Consider the following 16724-nt stretch of genomic DNA (forward strand, 5'->3'; position numbering starts at 1 on the left):
ATTCCTGCAAAACCACCACCTGTGCTAAGCTCGGCCGCGTAGCCAATACGCTGTTTTCCGAGGTCGAAGGATGCGCAAGTTGTTGCTGTTTTGCTGTGTAGCTGCTCTCTTGGCCGCCTGCGGCGACGATAAGATCGACGACGGCGGGCTCGTCGCCGACGCGGGCGGCGATGCTCGTGCGGATGGCGATTCCGATACCGCCGATGCGGGCGCGGACACGGTGTCTGATACCGTGTCGGATGCGTCCGAAGATGCGGATGCGGGGGCGGACGCCGAGGATTTCGACGCCTATGCGCTGGCGCCCGGCGAGGTCAGCTTTGGTGAGCTGGGGTCGCTGTCGCAGGCGTCGGGCGAGGGGGGCTTTCGGTTCGGCGCGGCCACCGCGGCCGCCCAGATCGAGGATGGGCTGACCCGCAACGACTGGTATTTCTGGACGCTTCCCGAAGACCAGGGCGGCATGGGCGAGAGCGAGCCGGTGGGCGACGCGGTGTCGGGGGCGTCGAAGGCGCTCGAGGATATCGGGCTCATGGAGGCGATGAACCTCGACGCGTACCGGTTCAGCGTCGACTGGTCGCGCATCGAGCCCAGGCGCGACGAGGTCGACCAAGCCGGCGTCGACCACTACGACGCGTTTATCGACGGGTTGGTCGACGCCGGCATTCGGCCGATGATCACCGTGCATCACTTCTCCAACCCGATCTGGGTGCACGATTTCCGCGAAGATCCGTGCACCGACGCCCAGGAGCCGACCGACGCGAATCTGTGCGGTTGGGCGCACCCCGGCGGGGCCGACCAGATCATCGACGAACTCGCCGAGCACGCGGCGTTGCTCGCCCGAGAGTATGGCGACCGGGTCGACGAGTGGTGCACCCTCAACGAGCCTATCAACTACCTGCTGGCGAGCTACGGGGTCGGGTTCTTCCCGCCCGGTGAGGACTTGTTGCTCAGCGACGCGCAGCGCGTGCCGGTGGTGCTTCGCAACTACATCAAAGCGCACGTGGCGGTGTACGACGCCATCAAGCAGAACGACACCGTCGACGCCGACGGCGACGGCGTGGCGGCCGACGTGGGCTTTTCGCTGTCGATCGTCGACTGGCAGCCGGCGCGCGACAACGCGCCGAGCACCAACACCGAGGACATCGCGGCGACCGAGCGCATCTGGTACGTCTACCACCACCTGTTCCCCGACTCGGTCATCAACGGCACCTTCGACGCCGACTTCGACGGCTCGCCCGACGAGCAGCACCCCGACTGGGCCGGAAAGCTCGACTGGTTGGGGGCGCAGTACTACTTTCGGGCGGGGGTCACCGCCAAGGTCGAGCTCATCCCGCTGGTCGACGCGACGATCTGCTTCGATACCTTCGACTTCGGCTCGTGCCTGCCCAGCCGCGACGCGTCGCACTGGGTGCCGTCGATGGGCTACGAGTATTATGAGCCGGGCATCTACAACGTGCTGACCGACCTGTCCGAGCGCTACCCGGACGTCCCGCTGGTGGTGACCGAGGCAGGCATCGCGGCCAAAAACGGCACGCGCCGCGCCGAGAATGTCGTGCGCACCCTCGAGCAGATGCAGCGCGCCATCGACGACGGGGTCGACCTTCGCGGCTACTACCACTGGAGCCTGATGGACAACTTCGAGTGGGCCGAGGGATATCACCCGAAGTTCGGGCTCTACTCGGTCGACCTCGACACGATGGAGCGCACCCCGACCGAGGGGGCGACGGTGTTCGGCGAGGTCGCCGGGGCGCGCAAGTTGACCGAGGCGCAGCGCGACGATTATGGCGGGTTGGGGCCGATGAGTGAGGCGGTCGAAGAGTAGACTCCGTAATTGAAGGCGTTGCTGAAACCGAGGCGTTCCCCGATGGAACTCGAGACAATCATCGACAAATTGACCGACCCGGCGGCCTACCCGCATCCGGTCGACGGGGAGGTCGTGTGTCACCAGACGCATATCTCCGTGGTGTTTTTGGCGGGCGACTACGCCTACAAGCTCAAAAAGCCAGTCGACCTGGGGTTTTTGGACTACAGCACGCTCGAGAAGCGCGAGCACTTTTGTGAGCGCGAGGTCGAGCTCAATCGTCGGTTGGCCCCGGACGTGTACCTCGACGTGGTGTCAGTGACCGTGTCGGACGGCCAGTTGTGCGTGGGCGGCGATGGCGAGGTTGTCGAGTGGGCGGTCAAGATGCGCCGGCTCCCCGACGAGGCGACGCTCGAGGCGCGGCTCGCGCGCGGCGAGGTCACCGCGGGGCAGATGGAGTCGGTGGCCAGGCGGGTCGCGGCGTTTCACGCGGAGGCGAGGAGCGACGAGGAGACGGCGCGGTACGGGCGCTTCGAGACGGTGGCGGGCAACGCGCGCGAGAACTTCGAGCAGACCGTCGAGCACGTCGGCCAGACGGTGCATCGCGACGTCTACGCGCGACTCGAGGCGTTGCAGGAAGCCGAGCTCGACCGGCTGCACGACCTCATCGAGCGTCGGGCGGCAGCGGGCGTCCCGTCGGACACCCACGGCGATCTTCGCCTCGACCACGTGTACGTGCTCGGCGAGGAGGATGAGGAGTACGTCATCGTCGACTGCATCGAGTTCAACGACCGGTTTCGCTACGCCGACCCGGTCGCCGACATGGCGTTCTTGGTGATGGACCTCGAGTGTGCGGACCGGCGCGACTTGGCGCGGGCGTTTGCGGGGGCGTATTTCGAGGCAGCGGGCGACCGCGAGGGCGCGGAGTTGTTGTCGTTCTACGTGGCTTATCGGGCGATCGTGCGCGCCAAGGTCGAGGGCATCAAGGCGACCGAGCCGGAGGTCGACGAGGCCGACCGCGCCGAAGCGTGCGAGAAGGCGATGTCGCATTGGCTGCTGGCGTTGGGGCGGCTCGAGGCGCCCGAGCGACGCCCGGCAATGGTCCTCGTAGGCGGGCTCCCCGGCACGGGCAAGTCGACGCTCGCCCGGGCGTTGGCCGAGCGCGCGGGCTTCGAGGTCGTCGACACGGACGTGGTGCGAAAGGAGCTCGCCGGGCTCGCGCCGGACGATGACGGCAAGGCGGCGTATGGCGAGGGGATCTACACACAGGAGTGGTCGAAGAAGACCTACGGTGAGTGCTTGCGGCGGGCCGAGGCGCTGTTGTTCGAGGGCAAGCGCGTCATCGTCGACGCGACGTTCTCGGGCGAGGCGCGCCGACAGATGTTCTTGGAGAGGGCGCACGCGTTGGGTGTTCGCAGCTTGTTTTTGGAGTGTCAGACGTCCTCCGAGACGGCCTGCGAGCGGCTCGCCGGGCGCACCGGCGACGTGTCGGACGCCGATTGGGACGTCTACACGAAGATGGTCGAGGCGTGGGAGGCGCCATCGTCGGCGGTGACCGAGTGGGCGAGGCGGGTCGTGTCGGCCGAGGGCGAGGTCGGTGAAGTGGTCGATCGGGCGTTGGAGGCGTTGCGAGAGGAGGGGCTTTGCTGACATTGCTCGACGATTTTAGCGCGAAGTTACTGGGTTCGCGGACCTTCAAACTTGAGGTGGACGCGACCATCCCCGAGGCCGTCGAACTCTTGGAGCGAGAGGTTTCAACGGGCGCGCAGGTGCTGCTTCCCAAGCGTGGCCTTGCAGGACGCATCACGCCGTCGAAGGTGACGGTGCGCTATCGCAGCGGTTTGTTCGACAACGGCTGGGCTCCGATCTTTCGCGGCACGCTCGAGCAAACCGAGCAGGGGGTTCGGCTATCGGGGCGCTATACGCTTTTGCGGTGGGTTTCGGCCCTGATCATCGGGAGCCTTGGCTTTCTCCTCGTCGCGACAATGGCCTTGTTTGCAAGGGAAGTCGTGATCGGCGATGCCGGCGAAGCGTTTCGTGGGCTCGTCGGCATGGGGGGGATGACGGTGGTCTTTGCGTTCTTTCACACAGCGGGCATCGCATTGGGTTGGACGGAGACGAAGGAAATCGAGCAGCGATTGCGCGGCATTCTCGGGTGAGGTTTAGGATGTCGACGAGGACGAGTGGGGGGGGGCCGGCTAGTGGTCCAACAACTAAGTTGCTCGGCTCTTCGCCGGTTCTGAGCGACGACCTCTTCGGCGTTTTTACTCGATAATGCGCGGCATCGCCTCGCTGCAACGCCTTCGACTTCGTCGCTCAGTCCTGGCCGAATCATCCGAAAAACTCTGTTGTCGGTCCACTAGTCGGTATTAGGGAAAGCCCTCCGTAACCCCCGCCGCGGCCCGTTTTTTGAAAAAGTACGCAACGATTTCTGATTTTTGCCGAAAACTGTAATGAGGGGTGGTGGTATCGTGCGCACGAATTTCCCCACAAAGTTGAAACGGGCGGGTGAGTCGAAGTTGGCCTTGGCTCACACGCTGGTGGCTGAGCCGGTGGGCTCTGAGGGTTCTGTTCGACAACTCACTCCCGTCGCCGAAGGCGGTTGATTCGTGCATCTTCGGCGCCGTCTGTCCTCGACGATGCGCTGCATCGCCTGCGTCAGACGGCGTCCGAATCTGCAGCGAATCCCCTCGCCTCGGCTCGGTCCGGAGTTGTCGAGCAGAACCTGGCTGCGGCGGAACGGTTTCCCGATCCGCAAAACAGAGCCTTCGTGGCGAGCGTATCTTCGGGGAGATGTCGGCCAGTACCTCTTTGGCGCGCTCGGCGGAGGCCGAGCCGGCAGTTTCGTCCTCGTGGCGAAACGGTCGGATTTGCCCGGTGCGGGTTTGTTGATGCGTCGAAGTTGGCGGTGGCGTGAAGATGGACCTGTGCCATGAGGATTGCCGCAGCGACGTCGTCGTAGCCAGTAAGTCGTGGCGTCGGGTCAGGCATGCGCCCAGCGTGTGACCTGGCCGAGGTGGCTTCAAAACGGGGCGGGCCTAGCCCGTTGACCTGTCGACATCACAAGAAAGTACGCAGCACCCATGCCGGCGAATTTCGCCGGTAGACGCACCGGTGTGCCGTCCTGACGGGGGTGGCCGGGTTAGCCGCACAGGCTGATTCACCGGCGGGACAAGCCCTCATCCTTCCCCACAAATCTCAAGTCGTTTTGATAAGCGGAGGCGCAAGCCGAAGCGCCACCCCTCGTAGCGTAGCGGAGAGGGGTGTCTTTAGCCCCATGTGACCGAAGGGAACGTGGGGGAAGGGGCGATGCTCGACACACCCACGCTTCGCGAATTGACGCATGGCTAAGGAGGTCGTGAGTTGAAAACGTCGAGAAGCGACCACGTGTCGAGGGCCCTCACGGCGCTCCGGGCGTTCCCTTCGGTCACACCCGGCTACAAAGACCCGGCAAACAACGCCGGGTGTCGCTCCGCCTCCGGCTCCGCTCATCAGAAGACATCAAGTCGGAGGCCTTCCATAGCCCGTGCATCCAGAAGAGCTAAACGTGGACGAGAAAAATGTGGGGAAGGATGAGGACAAGCCCGCCGGGGTCTATGGGGCCGTTGGACGTGTCTGAATTCCGAGTTAGCGCAGGTCGACCGTGCTCATGGTGCGCAGGGTGAGGTCGCTGCCGCGTGGGATGACCGCGTCGACGGTGCTTGCGCCCAGGCCGAGCACGCTGCCTGCGCCGGCGCCCAGGAGGCCGCCGACGATGGCGTCGCCGAAGTCGCCGCCGACGATGCCGCCGAGCAGTGCCCCGCTCACGGCGCCGATGGTTGCGCCTGTTCTGACCGGGCCGCGCTCGCGATCGCGGTACAGGCGAGCGCGGACGACCTCGACGCGCATCGGGTACGAGCGTCCGTCGAAGGCGAGTTGGCGGAAGTCGAGGCGGATCAACGCGTCGTCGGCGGGCCCGCGAGAGCGTTTGACGCCAGTGACCAGGCCGGTCACCACCGCGCCTGCAGGGACGACGACGTCGCCGCCGGGGCCGACGAGTGGGTGGACGAGCCAGGCGTTGAAGTGGTCGCCGCGGCGGTTGTGGCGGGTGCTGAGGGTGTTATCGAGGCGGACCGTGACCAGCGTGCCGGGCGGGATGGCCCAGCGGGTCGGGAGCTGGCGGTCGTACTCGTAGTACGCTCGTGATTGGTCGCTTTGAACCTGTGCGCTGCGGCAGCCGGGTGTGGCGCACAGCAGCAGTGCGGCCAGAATGGCCAAGATTCGTGGTGTCATTATTGCCCCTCCTCGGCGTCGAGACGCCGCCTCCCTTCAGGAAGGATCTAGACAACTTTGGGGCGACCGCAAGGCAGATTGTTCGGGGGCGTTGGCGGACGCGGGTCAGCCCTGGTTGACGCGGGTGATCAGGGTGGGGAGCATCTTGCCGGCGTGCTCGTGGGTGGGGTCGAGCTCGAGCAGCCGCTGGTAGAAGTCGAGGGCGCTGACGAATTTTTGCTGGCGCATCGCGTCGCCGGCGAGTTTTTCGAGGGCGTCGCGCACGTCTTTTCGCTTCGAGGCCGGGGCGAATTTCTCGCGGCATGGCTTACGCGTCTTCGGTTCGCGCAGATGCTTGTGCGCCGCGTCGATGCGCGAGCGTATCTGGCGGACCCGTTTGATTTTGTCGGGAGGGAGCCGTGTCGGCAGGTTCGTCCTGCTGAGCAGGTCGCGCAGGTAGCGATAGCGCCTCTCGACTTCGGCGTCGTAGCACGACCAGTGCAGGCCGAGCACAGCAAAGGGGTCGTCGGTGGTGTGCGTTTTGTCGTACAGCGCGTCGATTCGCGACTCGGTCAGGTGCGTGCGACGCGCCCAGCCGGCGGTGTCCTTGACCTTCGACGAGCTTCGGTCGAGCAGACCCACGGCGTCGAAGCCCGCCAGGGTTGCCATCGCCCTTGCGGGCGGCAGCGGACAGGCTTTGAGGATATGGTCGAGGCGGCGCGGCGTGTCGAGAAGCCCGTCGAGGAGTTGGCGCTCGCTCAGGCTGAGGCCGAGGGTGTCCGGCGAAAAAGAGGCGAAGTCGGTGCGGCGAAGCTCGCCGATGACCAGCGCCTGTTTGGTCTGCTCGGGGTTGCGCTTGGCGCGGTACTTGGCGCGCATGAACACAAGTCGGTGCAGGTCGACGCCGGCGAGTGTTTGGCCGCGGTACGGCGAGCTGAGCTCGAAGTAGCGTCCACCGTCGAAGCTCTGTCCGTCCAGCCTTCCGGCGACCGACGCGACGTGCGAGAGCACAGCCGAAGCGGCTTGGCGTCGGTCGAGGATATGCGGGTGGCTCAAGAGCACCTGCGCTTCGGTCACCGAGCGGGCGTGCGCGTCGCGCACCAACAGGTTGGCGTCGGCTTCGCTGATGAGTTCTTTGCTTCGAAGATACGCGTGCAGCGACTTGGACTCGCGGGGCGGGTGAAACTCGACGTCGTAGAGTTTGCCGCGACCGATGAGCAGCTGTATCTGGACGTCGTCGCCTCCCAGTTCCACGATGCCCCAGCCGTCGCGACTCGCCAGGGTGACGAGCACCTCGTCGAGGGTCGTCTCGTCCAGATGAAAGGTCCAGTCGACCACGCCGCGTCCGGCGCGAAGGTCGACCGAGTGTAGGTACTCGAGTGTGGATGGGTCCTCATCGGTGGACGGCGCGTCTTCGAGTGAACGCGCCGGCGCTGCCGGCTGCGGCTTGTTCGGATGTGATTGGCCCGGATGCGACTGGCCCGGATGCGACTGGCCCGGATGCGTCAGCTGATGCACGATGCTCTCGAGCGCTTCCGACATCTCCTCGGGGGAGAGGCTGACCGCATATTCGCTGACCAGCAGTGCGACCTTGCGCTCGAACTCCCGGCGGTTGGTTTCGTTGTTGGTCGGCATGGGCGAGACGTGGCGTGACAACTTCGCTGCATTCTCAGTCGCGGCTCTAGAAACGTGGGCTTCCAGGCGAATGCAGCTCTACAAATTGGAGTTACTATCACTGCAAGCTCCTAACAAGGCGCTTTGGGTAAATAATCCATTAACGCGCAATGGGGCGTGTTTCTGGAGCCGACGCGATTTGGCATTCGAGTCAGACGTACGACATTCAAGGGGAGGTCCGTCGACTTTCGTGGAGGATTTATGGATATCCCAACGCCCATTCAACGCGCCATCGGTTCCTACGAGCGAAGAAAGGAGCGCATCGGCCACGCGCTGCGAAAGCGCGTCGGCTACTTCGACCCGATTCGGGTGGTCGGTTACAACGGCTTTGGCACGGCGGAGTGCGCACACATCAAAGGCCGAGTGCTCGCCGACGACAAGGTCGACTCCGACCCGGACGACCACGAGCTCGAGCATCTCGCCAATATGTTCCGGCGCTACCACACCGACGAAGTGCCCGAGGCGCACGTGCGGGTGACCTTCGGGGGCCAGAAGGTGGACGTGCAGACGGGTTGGGAGGGCTTTTTCGACGTCGATCTGGTGCCGGACGACTCGGTCGACCTCGACTCGTTGTGGCACGAGGTCGAGATGGAGCTTCTGGCGCCGAAGCCGCGCATCAACCAGTCGACGTTTCGCTTTACGGGGGCGGTGCAGATTCCCACGCAGGCCGAGTTCGGAATCATCAGCGACCTCGACGACACGGTCCTCGAGACGGGGGCGACGGACCTGTTTCGCCAGGCGCGAATCGTGCTGCTGAACGGTCCGTCGACCCGGGTGCCGTTTCCCGGCGTCGCGGCGTTCTATCATGCGTTGCAGTACGAGCGCGGCCGGCCGGCCAACCCAATCTTCTACATCTCCTCGTCGCCCTGGAACTTCTACGACCTGTTCGCCGAATTTCTCGACTTGCATGACATCCCGCGCGGAAGCCTCTTGCTCAAAGAGCACGGCTTCGACGAGGACCGGTTTATCAAGACGGGGCACGAAGAGTACAAGCAGAAGCGCATCCAGTACGTGCTCGATACCTACCCCGAACTGCAGTTCGTCTTGGTTGGGGACTCCGGCCAGAAGGATCCCGAGATCTATCGGGCGGTCGTGGAGGACAATCCGGGGCGTATCCGCGCGATTTATGTGCGAGACGTTTCGCCCAACGAGAGTCGGGTGCGCGACGTCGAGGTCAACGAGATCGCGCACAACGTGCAGGCCAATGGGGTCGATATGCTGCTGGTCGACGATACCTTCGAGGCGGCGCGGCATGCGCGGCGAATTGGATTGCTCGACGAGTCGGAGCTCGACGTCATTCGCCAGGCGAGCGAGCGGGATCGAGAGGAGCAGGAAGAGGAGCTGAGCGGGGTCGAGAAGTTTGCGCGCCGGCTATTTTCGTGAAGACGCCGTGTCGGGCGAGTCCTGCGGTGGCTCGAGTGTGTTGCGCGTGCCCCAGTCGTCCGAAATCTCGACGAGGGACGGTGTGCCATCGTCGCCGACCTGCCAGGTCGACTCGTGGAATTTGCGCCCGCGCACGTAGCGGCCCTCGAGGTCGTGGTGCTCGAAGGCTTCCTCGTACATGCGATATTTGTGGCCGATGACTTTCACGGAGAACGCGTCGGCGTCGGCGGGCACCTCGAGCAAGATGTCGTGGTGCTCGCCCGCGCCGATACGGTTGTCGGTGAGCTTTTTGAGCTCGGGCCACCACTGGTAGCGCGAGGCGATGCGGTCCTTCGAACGGGCGAGGACGTTGCCCTCGGCGTCCTTGGCGATGACTTCGATGTCGGCGTGGCGTTCGGGGTCGCCGGTGGGGAAGTTGTGGCCGGCGTTTTCGTTCGTCAGGCGCACCCACAATTTGGTGCAGGGGCCGTCAGGCGCGCATTCAGTGGCGCCTTTGCTGAACTCGGGGTCGCGCTCCGGTGACGGCTTTGCGTCGTCGGGCGCGTCGTGCAGCGCGATCTCGACGCCGGTGCCGTAGACCTTGCGAAGAGGCTCCAACTCGTCGGCAAATTTGGGGTGTTTGGGGATGAGCGATCCGCCGAACCAGTGTCGGCGTGTCTTTCGCTCCGGCCGGTCGAAGGCCTCGGCGAGTTTGCGCTCGACGACGGGCATATGACAGCTCTGGCAGGTCTCGCCGGTCTGCCCGTGCGTGCTCGCCGCCCACTCTTCGCCGGTGGTGAAGTAGCAACCCAAGTTGCGCTCGGGCCACTCGGCTTGCGCCTGGTGGCACTGCGTGCAGGTCTGCTCGGTGAGCAGGTTCGGGTCTTTGGCGGTGGGGTGGGGCGCGTCGGTGTCGCCGAACGGGCCGTAGATAATGCCGTCGCGCACGTGGCAGGTCGCGCAGGTAATGGCGTCCTCTTGGAGCGTGGCGTCGTAGAGCGGATTGTCGACGTAGGTCGGCTTGCCGATATTGCCGTCTTCGATGCCCGTGACCACCTCGGGGAGTTGGTTGAAGAGGGGCGTGTGGCAGTTGACGCACATCCAGCCAACATCATCCTGACTATTCGGATCGTGCTCGCCGCGCGACTTGGCCAGCTCGGCCATGAATTGGGCGTCGTCCGTCCAGGCGCGGCGGTGTGTGGAGATTTTCCACTCGTTGTAGATCTCTTGGTGGCAACCGCCGCAGGTCTCGGCGCGCATGTCCGGCAACCCTTTGGGTACCTCGGTAGGGGGCATCGGCTGCTGGAAGTAGGGGCGGCTTTCGTAGAAGGCCCACGACTTGTCGACTTTCTGTGCGTCGGTGAGTTCGGGTGCACGTTCGGCGGATTCGGGCGCAGGTTTCTGCTTGTCGCAGCCGGCTGTGGTGAGGGCGGCGATCAAGAGCAAGACTGAAAAGCTACTGCGCATCGTGTTGCCTTAGGAGGCAGACCTTCCAAGTTTGGACCAGCGCCAGAAGCGCTGCCTCCGAGAACTGGAAGCGCTGCCTCCGAGAAGAGGATCAATCGTAGGGGTTAGAGAAGACCTCCCCGGTGAAGCTGAGACCGACGCTGGCGCTCCAGCCGCGTGCGACAAAGGCTCCAGTAGGAATGTAGCTGGCGTTGCCTTCGAGCGCAAAGCCGTTCCAGACGTTGAGGAGTGCGCCGGCTCCTACGGTCAAATAGCTTTTGGTGGGGCGTTCATTCCCGTCGCTGAATCGCTGGACGCCGCCGACGCGCGCGGTCAGGGCGAGTCGCTCCGGCCACACGAAGATGCCGCCGTCGACGGCGTAGTCGACGCCGTCGCCGAAGCCGTTGAGGCGGATGCGCGGGCCGGCCTGCGCGGTGACCCACGCCGGGACGGGGTAGAGCGAGCAGCCGAAGGCGGCCGTGGCGGCCAAGTCGACGCTGCCGTCACCGAGCGCCGGGGTGTAGCGCTCGACGCCGGTCGTCCCACTGCCGATGGTGCTCGCCGTGGCGTCGGCGCCCACAGTCCCTTCGTACAACGGGATGCGCGCGCCGGGGGTGATCGAGGCGGCGCAGCCCTCGTTCATGAGTCCGATTTGCAGGCCAATATCCAGGTCGCCCGCGCCCCAGCGCTTGTAACGGGTGCGCTCGTTGAGCTCGTTGGTGCTCGACAAAAAGGGCACGCTGAATTGGAGCGCGACGGAGGGAAAGACGCCGACTTCGGCGTAGGCGCTTACGGCTTGGTGGGAGTAGGCATACTCGGGATCGACCAAGTTACCCTGGCGGTCGAAGGCCTTGTCGCTCGAAAAGAGCCCTCCGGCGAGCTTGACGTAGGAGCTTCCCGGCTCCTTGACCCACGGGCCGGCGATTGCCGAGCTGGGCGCAGCGAGAAGGGCAGCTACGACGACGGTGAGCGCGAGCTTGACGCAGGGATGTGTGAGCGCGTGTCGCATGAGATTGGCCGGTTCCTCAGCAGGTTGGGGAGAGGGGAGGGAGGCGTGCTGAGGTTCGCCTCCCTCCCGCTGCACACCCCGCCGAAGCGGAGTGTAACTTGCAGATGCTTACTGATTTTGGGGTTGCTCGATGGGCAACTCGGAGTCCGACCACTCCACCCAGGAGCCGTCGTAGTTCTGGGCGTTGTCGACGCCGAGCCAGCGCAGCACCGCGTAGATGGTGGCCGAGCGGGTGCCGGTCTGGCAGTAGGGCAGGAGCACGGCGTTTTCTTGGAGCAGGCCGACTTCGTCGAACTCGGTGCGCAACGCTTCTTTGGAGCGAAGCTCGTTATTCTCGTCCCAGACGTTCTCGTAGTAGTACCAGACGGCGCCGGGGATATAGCCCTGGCGGGGATCGCCGCGGTCTTCGGTGCCGTTGAACTCGCCCTCGCGACGCGTGTCGATGAGGATGGCTTCGAGGTCTCCGTTGACTGCCTGCTCGACCTCGTCGCGGGTGGCCAACACGCTGTCGCGGTAGGCGACCACGAAGTCACCTTCTTCGATGGAGGGCGCGTCGGTCTGCTCTTCGAAGGCAAGCTCGCCTTTCAGCGCGCTGTAGTCATTGGGGTACAGGTAGACTTCGCCGTGGCCGAAGTACTCGAGCGTCCAGAAGAGACGGCCGGCGCCCGAGTCGCGCGCGTCGGCGTAGATGACGACCTTGCGGTCACGGTCGATGCCGAGGTCACGCACCTTCTGCTGCGCCTCGACCACATCCGTGATCAGAAAGCCATTGTCATCCTTCCACGCCTTGCCGCCATCGGTGTGCACGGCGCCCGGGAAGTGGCCGGCCTCGTAGTCTTCGAGAGCGCGTGCGTCGATGATGGTCGCACCCTCGTTGGCAAATTGCTGCAACTCCTGGGCGGTCACGTAGACCTTGCTGTTCAGCGGGGCGGGCTCGGCGTTTCGCTCGCTCTCGGGACGTGTGTCGTCTTGCTCGACGGCGGTACCTCCACACGCGCTCGCCGCAGTCACGAAGGCCAGCAAAAGCAGCATCAACCAAGATCGATTCAATAGGGTCGGTCGCATCGTCATTCTCCTTGTCGTGCACACCAAAGATTGGGTGACAGTCATCTGGTCAAACAGGTTCGAGTTGTCGAGCTATCGAACCTAGACGCCTGCGATTCGCGTCCCTCAGCAGAAGGTCCACAGCATGTTTTGTAATTAAAGCAGGTAAATCCTACCTGTCAAGTAGGGTTTATGTGGAAGGGGGCTGGAGCAATAAAAAAAGCCCCGCTGCAGGGCTGCAGCGGGGCTTTCTGCCGACCGGTAAGGATCAGTCCTTGCCGCGATGCTTTCGGTTCTCGGTGCTCGGTGCTCTGCGAGGATTTCTCGGCAGCGGGCAAGGTTGTAACTCCATGGGAAACCTCACTTCCGGGGAGCGCATGTTGAATGGGCGCTTACAAACTTCGTCGAGCACCACCGAACCCAATCACTGCCCGGTTTGGCACAATCGCGTGTGAGGCGTGAGGCACAGGCGGTTGAAGATGTGGCTCGCTGTGCAAAACTTATACGCACCGCGCACGCGCACCACAATTCGAACAGAGGCGAGGATACGATTATGGAGAAGCTTTCGTACGTACACGGCACGAGCGATACGCCGTTGTTGGGCCAGACGATCTCGGAGAACTTGCGACGCGCCGTGGAGCGCTGGGGCGACCGTGAGGCGCTCGTGGTTCGCTCCCAAGACTATCGAGTGACTTACGACGAGTTGTGGGAAGAGGTCGAACGCGCCGCCAAGGGGCTGATGGCGATGGGCGTGGAGGCCGGCGAGCGCGTCGGGATCTGGTCGCCCAACCGCTACGAGTGGGTCATTACCCAATTTGCGACCGCGCGAATCGGCGCGATCTTGGTCAACATCAACCCGGCCTATAAGGCCGCCGAGCTCAAGTACGCGCTCAATCAGTCAGAGGTCAGCCTGCTGCTGATGAGCGAAGGCTTTCGGACCACCGACTATCGCGAAATCATCTCGCGGGTGCGCGACAAGTGCGAGACCCTCGAGGAGGTGCTCGTGCTCGAGGATGACTGGGGCGCGATGCTGCGTGCGGCGGCCGACATCGGCGACAACGCGCTGCAGGACCGCGAGGAGTCGCTCCAATTCGACGAGCCCATCAACATCCAGTACACGTCGGGGACGACCGGCTTTCCCAAAGGTGCGACGTTGTCGCACCACAATATCCTGAACAACGGCTACTTCGTCGGTGAGGAGCTCGGTTACACCGAAGAGGACCGCATTTGCATCCCGGTGCCGTTCTACCACTGTTTCGGCATGGTGATGGGCAATCTCGCGGCGGTGTCACACGGCTCGTGCATGGTCGTGCCCGGCCCGGCGTTCGACCCCACGAGCGTGCTCGAGACGATCGAAGCCGAAAAGTGCACGTCGCTGTACGGAGTGCCGACGATGTTCATCGCCGAGCTCGACGACCCGCGCTTCGAGGAGTTCGACTTGTCTTCGTTGCGCACCGGCATCATGGCGGGCTCTTCGTGCCCGGTCGAGGTGATGAAACAGGTTCAGTCGAAGATGCACATGCCCGAGGTGACCATCTGCTACGGCATGACGGAGACCTCACCGGTGTCGACGCAGACCAAGCGCGACGACCCGCTCGACAAGCGTGTGTCCACCGTCGGTCAGATCCACCCGCACGTGGAGGTCAAGATCGTCAACCCGGAGACCGGCGCGGTCGTCCCCCGCGGCAAATCGGGCGAGCTGTGCACCCGCGGCTACAGCGTCATGCTCGGCTACTGGAACAACGAGGAGGGCACCCGCGAGGCGCTCGACGAGGCCGGCTGGATGCACACCGGCGACCTGGCCACGATGGACGCCGAGGGCTACGTCAACATCGTCGGGCGTATCAAGGACATGATCATTCGCGGCGGCGAGAATATCTACCCGCGAGAGATCGAGGAGTTTCTCTACACCCATCCCGACGTCGCCGAGGTGCAGGTCATCGGCGTGCCCTCGGAGAAATACGGCGAGGAGGTGATGGCCTGGATCAAGCCCAAGCCGGCGCGAGAGCTCGATGACGCGCAGATGCGCGAGTTTTGCAAAGGCGAAATCGCGACCTACAAGATTCCGGCGTTCTGGAAGTTCGTCGACGAGTTCCCGATGACGGTCACCGGGAAGATCCAGAAGTTCAAGATGCGCGAGGAGTCGATCAAGGAACTTGGACTGGAGGACGTGGCTACGCAGGAGATGGCTTAGGGGCTAGGGGTTTAGGGGTTTGGGGGCAGGCTAGAAGAGCACGCCTTGCTTGACGGGGCGTGTCGAAGGGGGGAGTTCCGATGGTGCCAGTTCGATAGGTTGGCCCGGCTCTTTGCTCGCCGCGATGATGTTCGTGTCGCCGGTGGGCAGGGCCGGGCTGATTTCGTCGATGGCTAGCTCGGGGGCGTTGTTCTTCTCGCTCAGGTGCGCCAAGACGAGCCATTCGAGTTCGGGATGTGCGATGCGCGAGACGAGCGCGCGGGCCTGCTCGTTCGACAGGTGGCCGCGGCTCGAGGCGATACGTCGCTTCAAGAAGGCGGGGTAGGGGCCTGTTCGAAGCATATGCGGGTCGTGATTCGCCTCGACCACCAGTACGCGGCAGCCGAGGAGGTGCTCGGCGATTTCGTCGGTCCAGTAGCCCAGGTCCGTTACAAAGCCCATCGAGAAGCCACTGGCGTCGAGACGAAAGCCGGTCGGCTCGCTGGCGTCGTGCAGAAGCTCGAACGGGTCGACGGTGACTTCTCCAACGCGAAATGGTCCGTCGGCGGCGATGGGGGTCCAGTTTTGGGGCATCGGAAACCGCTCCTCGCACCCGACCAGCGTGCCGCGCGTCGAGAAGACGTGCGTCTCGGGATAGTTGTTCAAGAAGACGCGCATTCCCTTGACGTGGTCGCTGTGCTCGTGGGTGAGGAGCACTGCATCGAGGTCCTCGGGCGACTCGTCGATATCGCGAAGCCCATGGACGATGCGCCGGCACGAGATGCCCGCGTCGATCAGAAGGCGCGTGTCTCCCACGCGCACGAATGCCGAGTTGCCTTTGGAGCCGCTGGCGAGGATTCGGATTTTGATGGTGTCGTCCATGACTTACTGCGAAGGGCGGGGGTGTTAGTGCGCCACAGAGTTACCCTTATCCCGTTGTTCTGCAAGGTGTAATTGGAGCTGTTGGATTGACGAACGGCGCGCCGAATCGAGGATCGGAGTGGTGTAGACAACGACTCCTTTCGTGGACGGGACTAGTCTATGGCTACCGCCATTACGAGCGCCGAGCGACCCGATTGGCTTCCCGAGCATCTGTTCCCGTTCGACAGCCGCTTCGTGGGGGTGGACGGCCATCACATCCACTATGTCGATGAGGGCAGCGGGCAGGTGATCCTGTTCTTGCACGGCAACCCAACGTGGTCGTTCTTGTACCGGCATATCATCGCGCGACTGAGCGACCAGTTTCGCTGTGTCGCACTCGACTTCCCCGGGTTTGGCCTGTCGACCGCGCGCGATGGCTATGGCTTTCGTCCGCAGGACCACGCGCACGTGCTCGGTGAGTTTCTCGATATGCTCGAACTCGACGAGATGCTCGTGATGTTGCACGACTGGAGTGGTCCGATCGGTCTTTCGGTGGCAGTCCAGCGACCCGAGCGCTTCGTGGGGTTCATCGTGGGGAATACGTTCGCGTGGCCGCTCGACGAGAAGTGGCGTTTTCGAGCGATGGCGCGGGCGGTTGGAGGGCGTTGGGGGGCGAGCGTCGAGCGGCAGTTCAACACCTTCGTCAACCTGGCGATGCCGTTGGCCACGACAAAGCATCTTCCTCACGAGGTGATGCGTTGCTACCGCAAGCCGTTCCCCTCGGCCGAGTCGCGCCGGCCCATTCACGTCTTCGCTCACGAGCTTCTCGCAAGCCACGGTTTTCTCTACGAGGTCCAGAAGAATCTGGGGAAGCTGCGCGAGCATCCGGCGCTGCTGGTCTGGGGCCAACGAGACGTCGCGTTCCGCGCCTCCGAGCGCGCGCGCTTCGAAGAGGTCTTTCCTGGCCACGAGCTCGTCTTGCTCGAAGATGCCAATCACTTCATCCAGGAAGACTCCCCAGACGCGATTGCCGAGGCGATCGACGAGTGGGAGGATTTGGCGTGCAGTCACCTGCGTTGAGGCGTAAGGAGGTCGCCGAGACTACT

12 protein-coding genes are annotated in these 16724 nt (G+C 63.9%); 6 read left to right on the forward strand and 6 right to left on the reverse strand.

Annotation, left to right across the window (positions count from 1 at the left end; all coding sequences use genetic code 11):
* Positions 1-70: 70 nt before the first annotated feature.
* The 3 genes from FIV42_RS24570 to FIV42_RS24580 are packed head-to-tail and all read left to right on the forward strand — an operon-like array spanning position 71 to position 3957.
* Positions 71-1819, forward strand: a complete 1749-nt coding sequence (locus FIV42_RS24570; protein WP_141200255.1) for a glycoside hydrolase family 1 protein — start codon at positions 71-73, stop codon at positions 1817-1819.
* Positions 1820-1861: 42 nt separating this feature from the next.
* Positions 1862-3448 (forward strand): bifunctional aminoglycoside phosphotransferase/ATP-binding protein, encoded by a 1587-nt coding sequence (locus FIV42_RS24575; RefSeq protein ID WP_141200256.1) that lies wholly within the window; start codon positions 1862-1864, stop codon positions 3446-3448.
* Positions 3442-3957, forward strand: a complete 516-nt coding sequence (locus FIV42_RS24580; RefSeq protein WP_141200257.1) for a hypothetical protein — start codon at positions 3442-3444, stop codon at positions 3955-3957. The genes FIV42_RS24575 and FIV42_RS24580 overlap by 7 nt, the downstream gene beginning before the upstream one ends.
* Positions 3958-5425: 1468 nt before the next feature.
* On the opposite strand, the gene FIV42_RS24585 is transcribed toward FIV42_RS24580, so the two are convergent.
* Positions 5426-6070, reverse strand: a complete 645-nt coding sequence (locus FIV42_RS24585; RefSeq protein WP_141200258.1) for a hypothetical protein — start codon at positions 6068-6070, stop codon at positions 5426-5428.
* A gap of 105 nt (positions 6071-6175) precedes the next feature.
* Positions 6176-7684 (reverse strand): hypothetical protein, encoded by a 1509-nt coding sequence (locus tag FIV42_RS24590; protein ID WP_141200259.1) that lies wholly within the window; start codon positions 7682-7684, stop codon positions 6176-6178.
* A gap of 240 nt (positions 7685-7924) precedes the next feature.
* On the opposite strand from FIV42_RS24590, the gene FIV42_RS24595 reads away from it, so the two are divergent.
* Positions 7925-9106, forward strand: a complete 1182-nt coding sequence (locus tag FIV42_RS24595) for an App1 family protein (protein ID WP_141200260.1) — start codon at positions 7925-7927, stop codon at positions 9104-9106.
* Here FIV42_RS24595 and FIV42_RS24600 read toward each other — a convergent pair.
* The 3 genes from FIV42_RS24600 to FIV42_RS24610 all read right to left on the reverse strand — a co-directional run bounded on the left by FIV42_RS24600 (position 9095) and on the right by FIV42_RS24610 (position 12605).
* On the reverse strand, positions 9095-10552 hold the full coding sequence (locus FIV42_RS24600) for a multiheme c-type cytochrome (RefSeq protein ID WP_141200261.1): 1458 nt from the start codon (positions 10550-10552) through the stop codon (positions 9095-9097). The genes FIV42_RS24595 and FIV42_RS24600 overlap by 12 nt on opposite strands.
* A 91-nt stretch (positions 10553-10643) precedes the next feature.
* On the reverse strand, positions 10644-11540 hold the full coding sequence (locus tag FIV42_RS24605) for a hypothetical protein (protein WP_141200262.1): 897 nt from the start codon (positions 11538-11540) through the stop codon (positions 10644-10646).
* A gap of 108 nt (positions 11541-11648) precedes the next feature.
* On the reverse strand, positions 11649-12605 hold the full coding sequence (locus FIV42_RS24610; RefSeq protein WP_168210919.1) for a sulfurtransferase: 957 nt from the start codon (positions 12603-12605) through the stop codon (positions 11649-11651).
* A gap of 532 nt (positions 12606-13137) precedes the next feature.
* Here FIV42_RS24610 and FIV42_RS24615 point away from each other — a divergent pair.
* Complete coding sequence (locus FIV42_RS24615) at positions 13138-14778, forward strand: AMP-binding protein (protein WP_141200264.1); 1641 nt, start codon at positions 13138-13140, stop codon at positions 14776-14778.
* A gap of 30 nt (positions 14779-14808) precedes the next feature.
* Here the strand turns inward: FIV42_RS24615 and FIV42_RS24620 are convergent, their stop codons facing one another.
* On the reverse strand, positions 14809-15639 hold the full coding sequence (locus FIV42_RS24620) for an MBL fold metallo-hydrolase (RefSeq protein WP_141200265.1): 831 nt from the start codon (positions 15637-15639) through the stop codon (positions 14809-14811).
* Between the two features lie 159 nt (positions 15640-15798).
* Between FIV42_RS24620 and FIV42_RS24625 the strand changes: the two genes are divergently transcribed.
* Positions 15799-16698, forward strand: coding sequence for an alpha/beta fold hydrolase (locus FIV42_RS24625; RefSeq protein ID WP_141200266.1), 900 nt, complete (start codon positions 15799-15801; stop codon positions 16696-16698).
* The last annotated feature ends 26 nt before the right edge of the window (positions 16699-16724 follow it).

The sequence above is a fragment of the Persicimonas caeni genome (genome assembly GCF_006517175.1).
Taxonomy (GTDB): Bacteria; Myxococcota_A; Bradymonadia; order Bradymonadales; family Bradymonadaceae; genus Persicimonas; species Persicimonas caeni.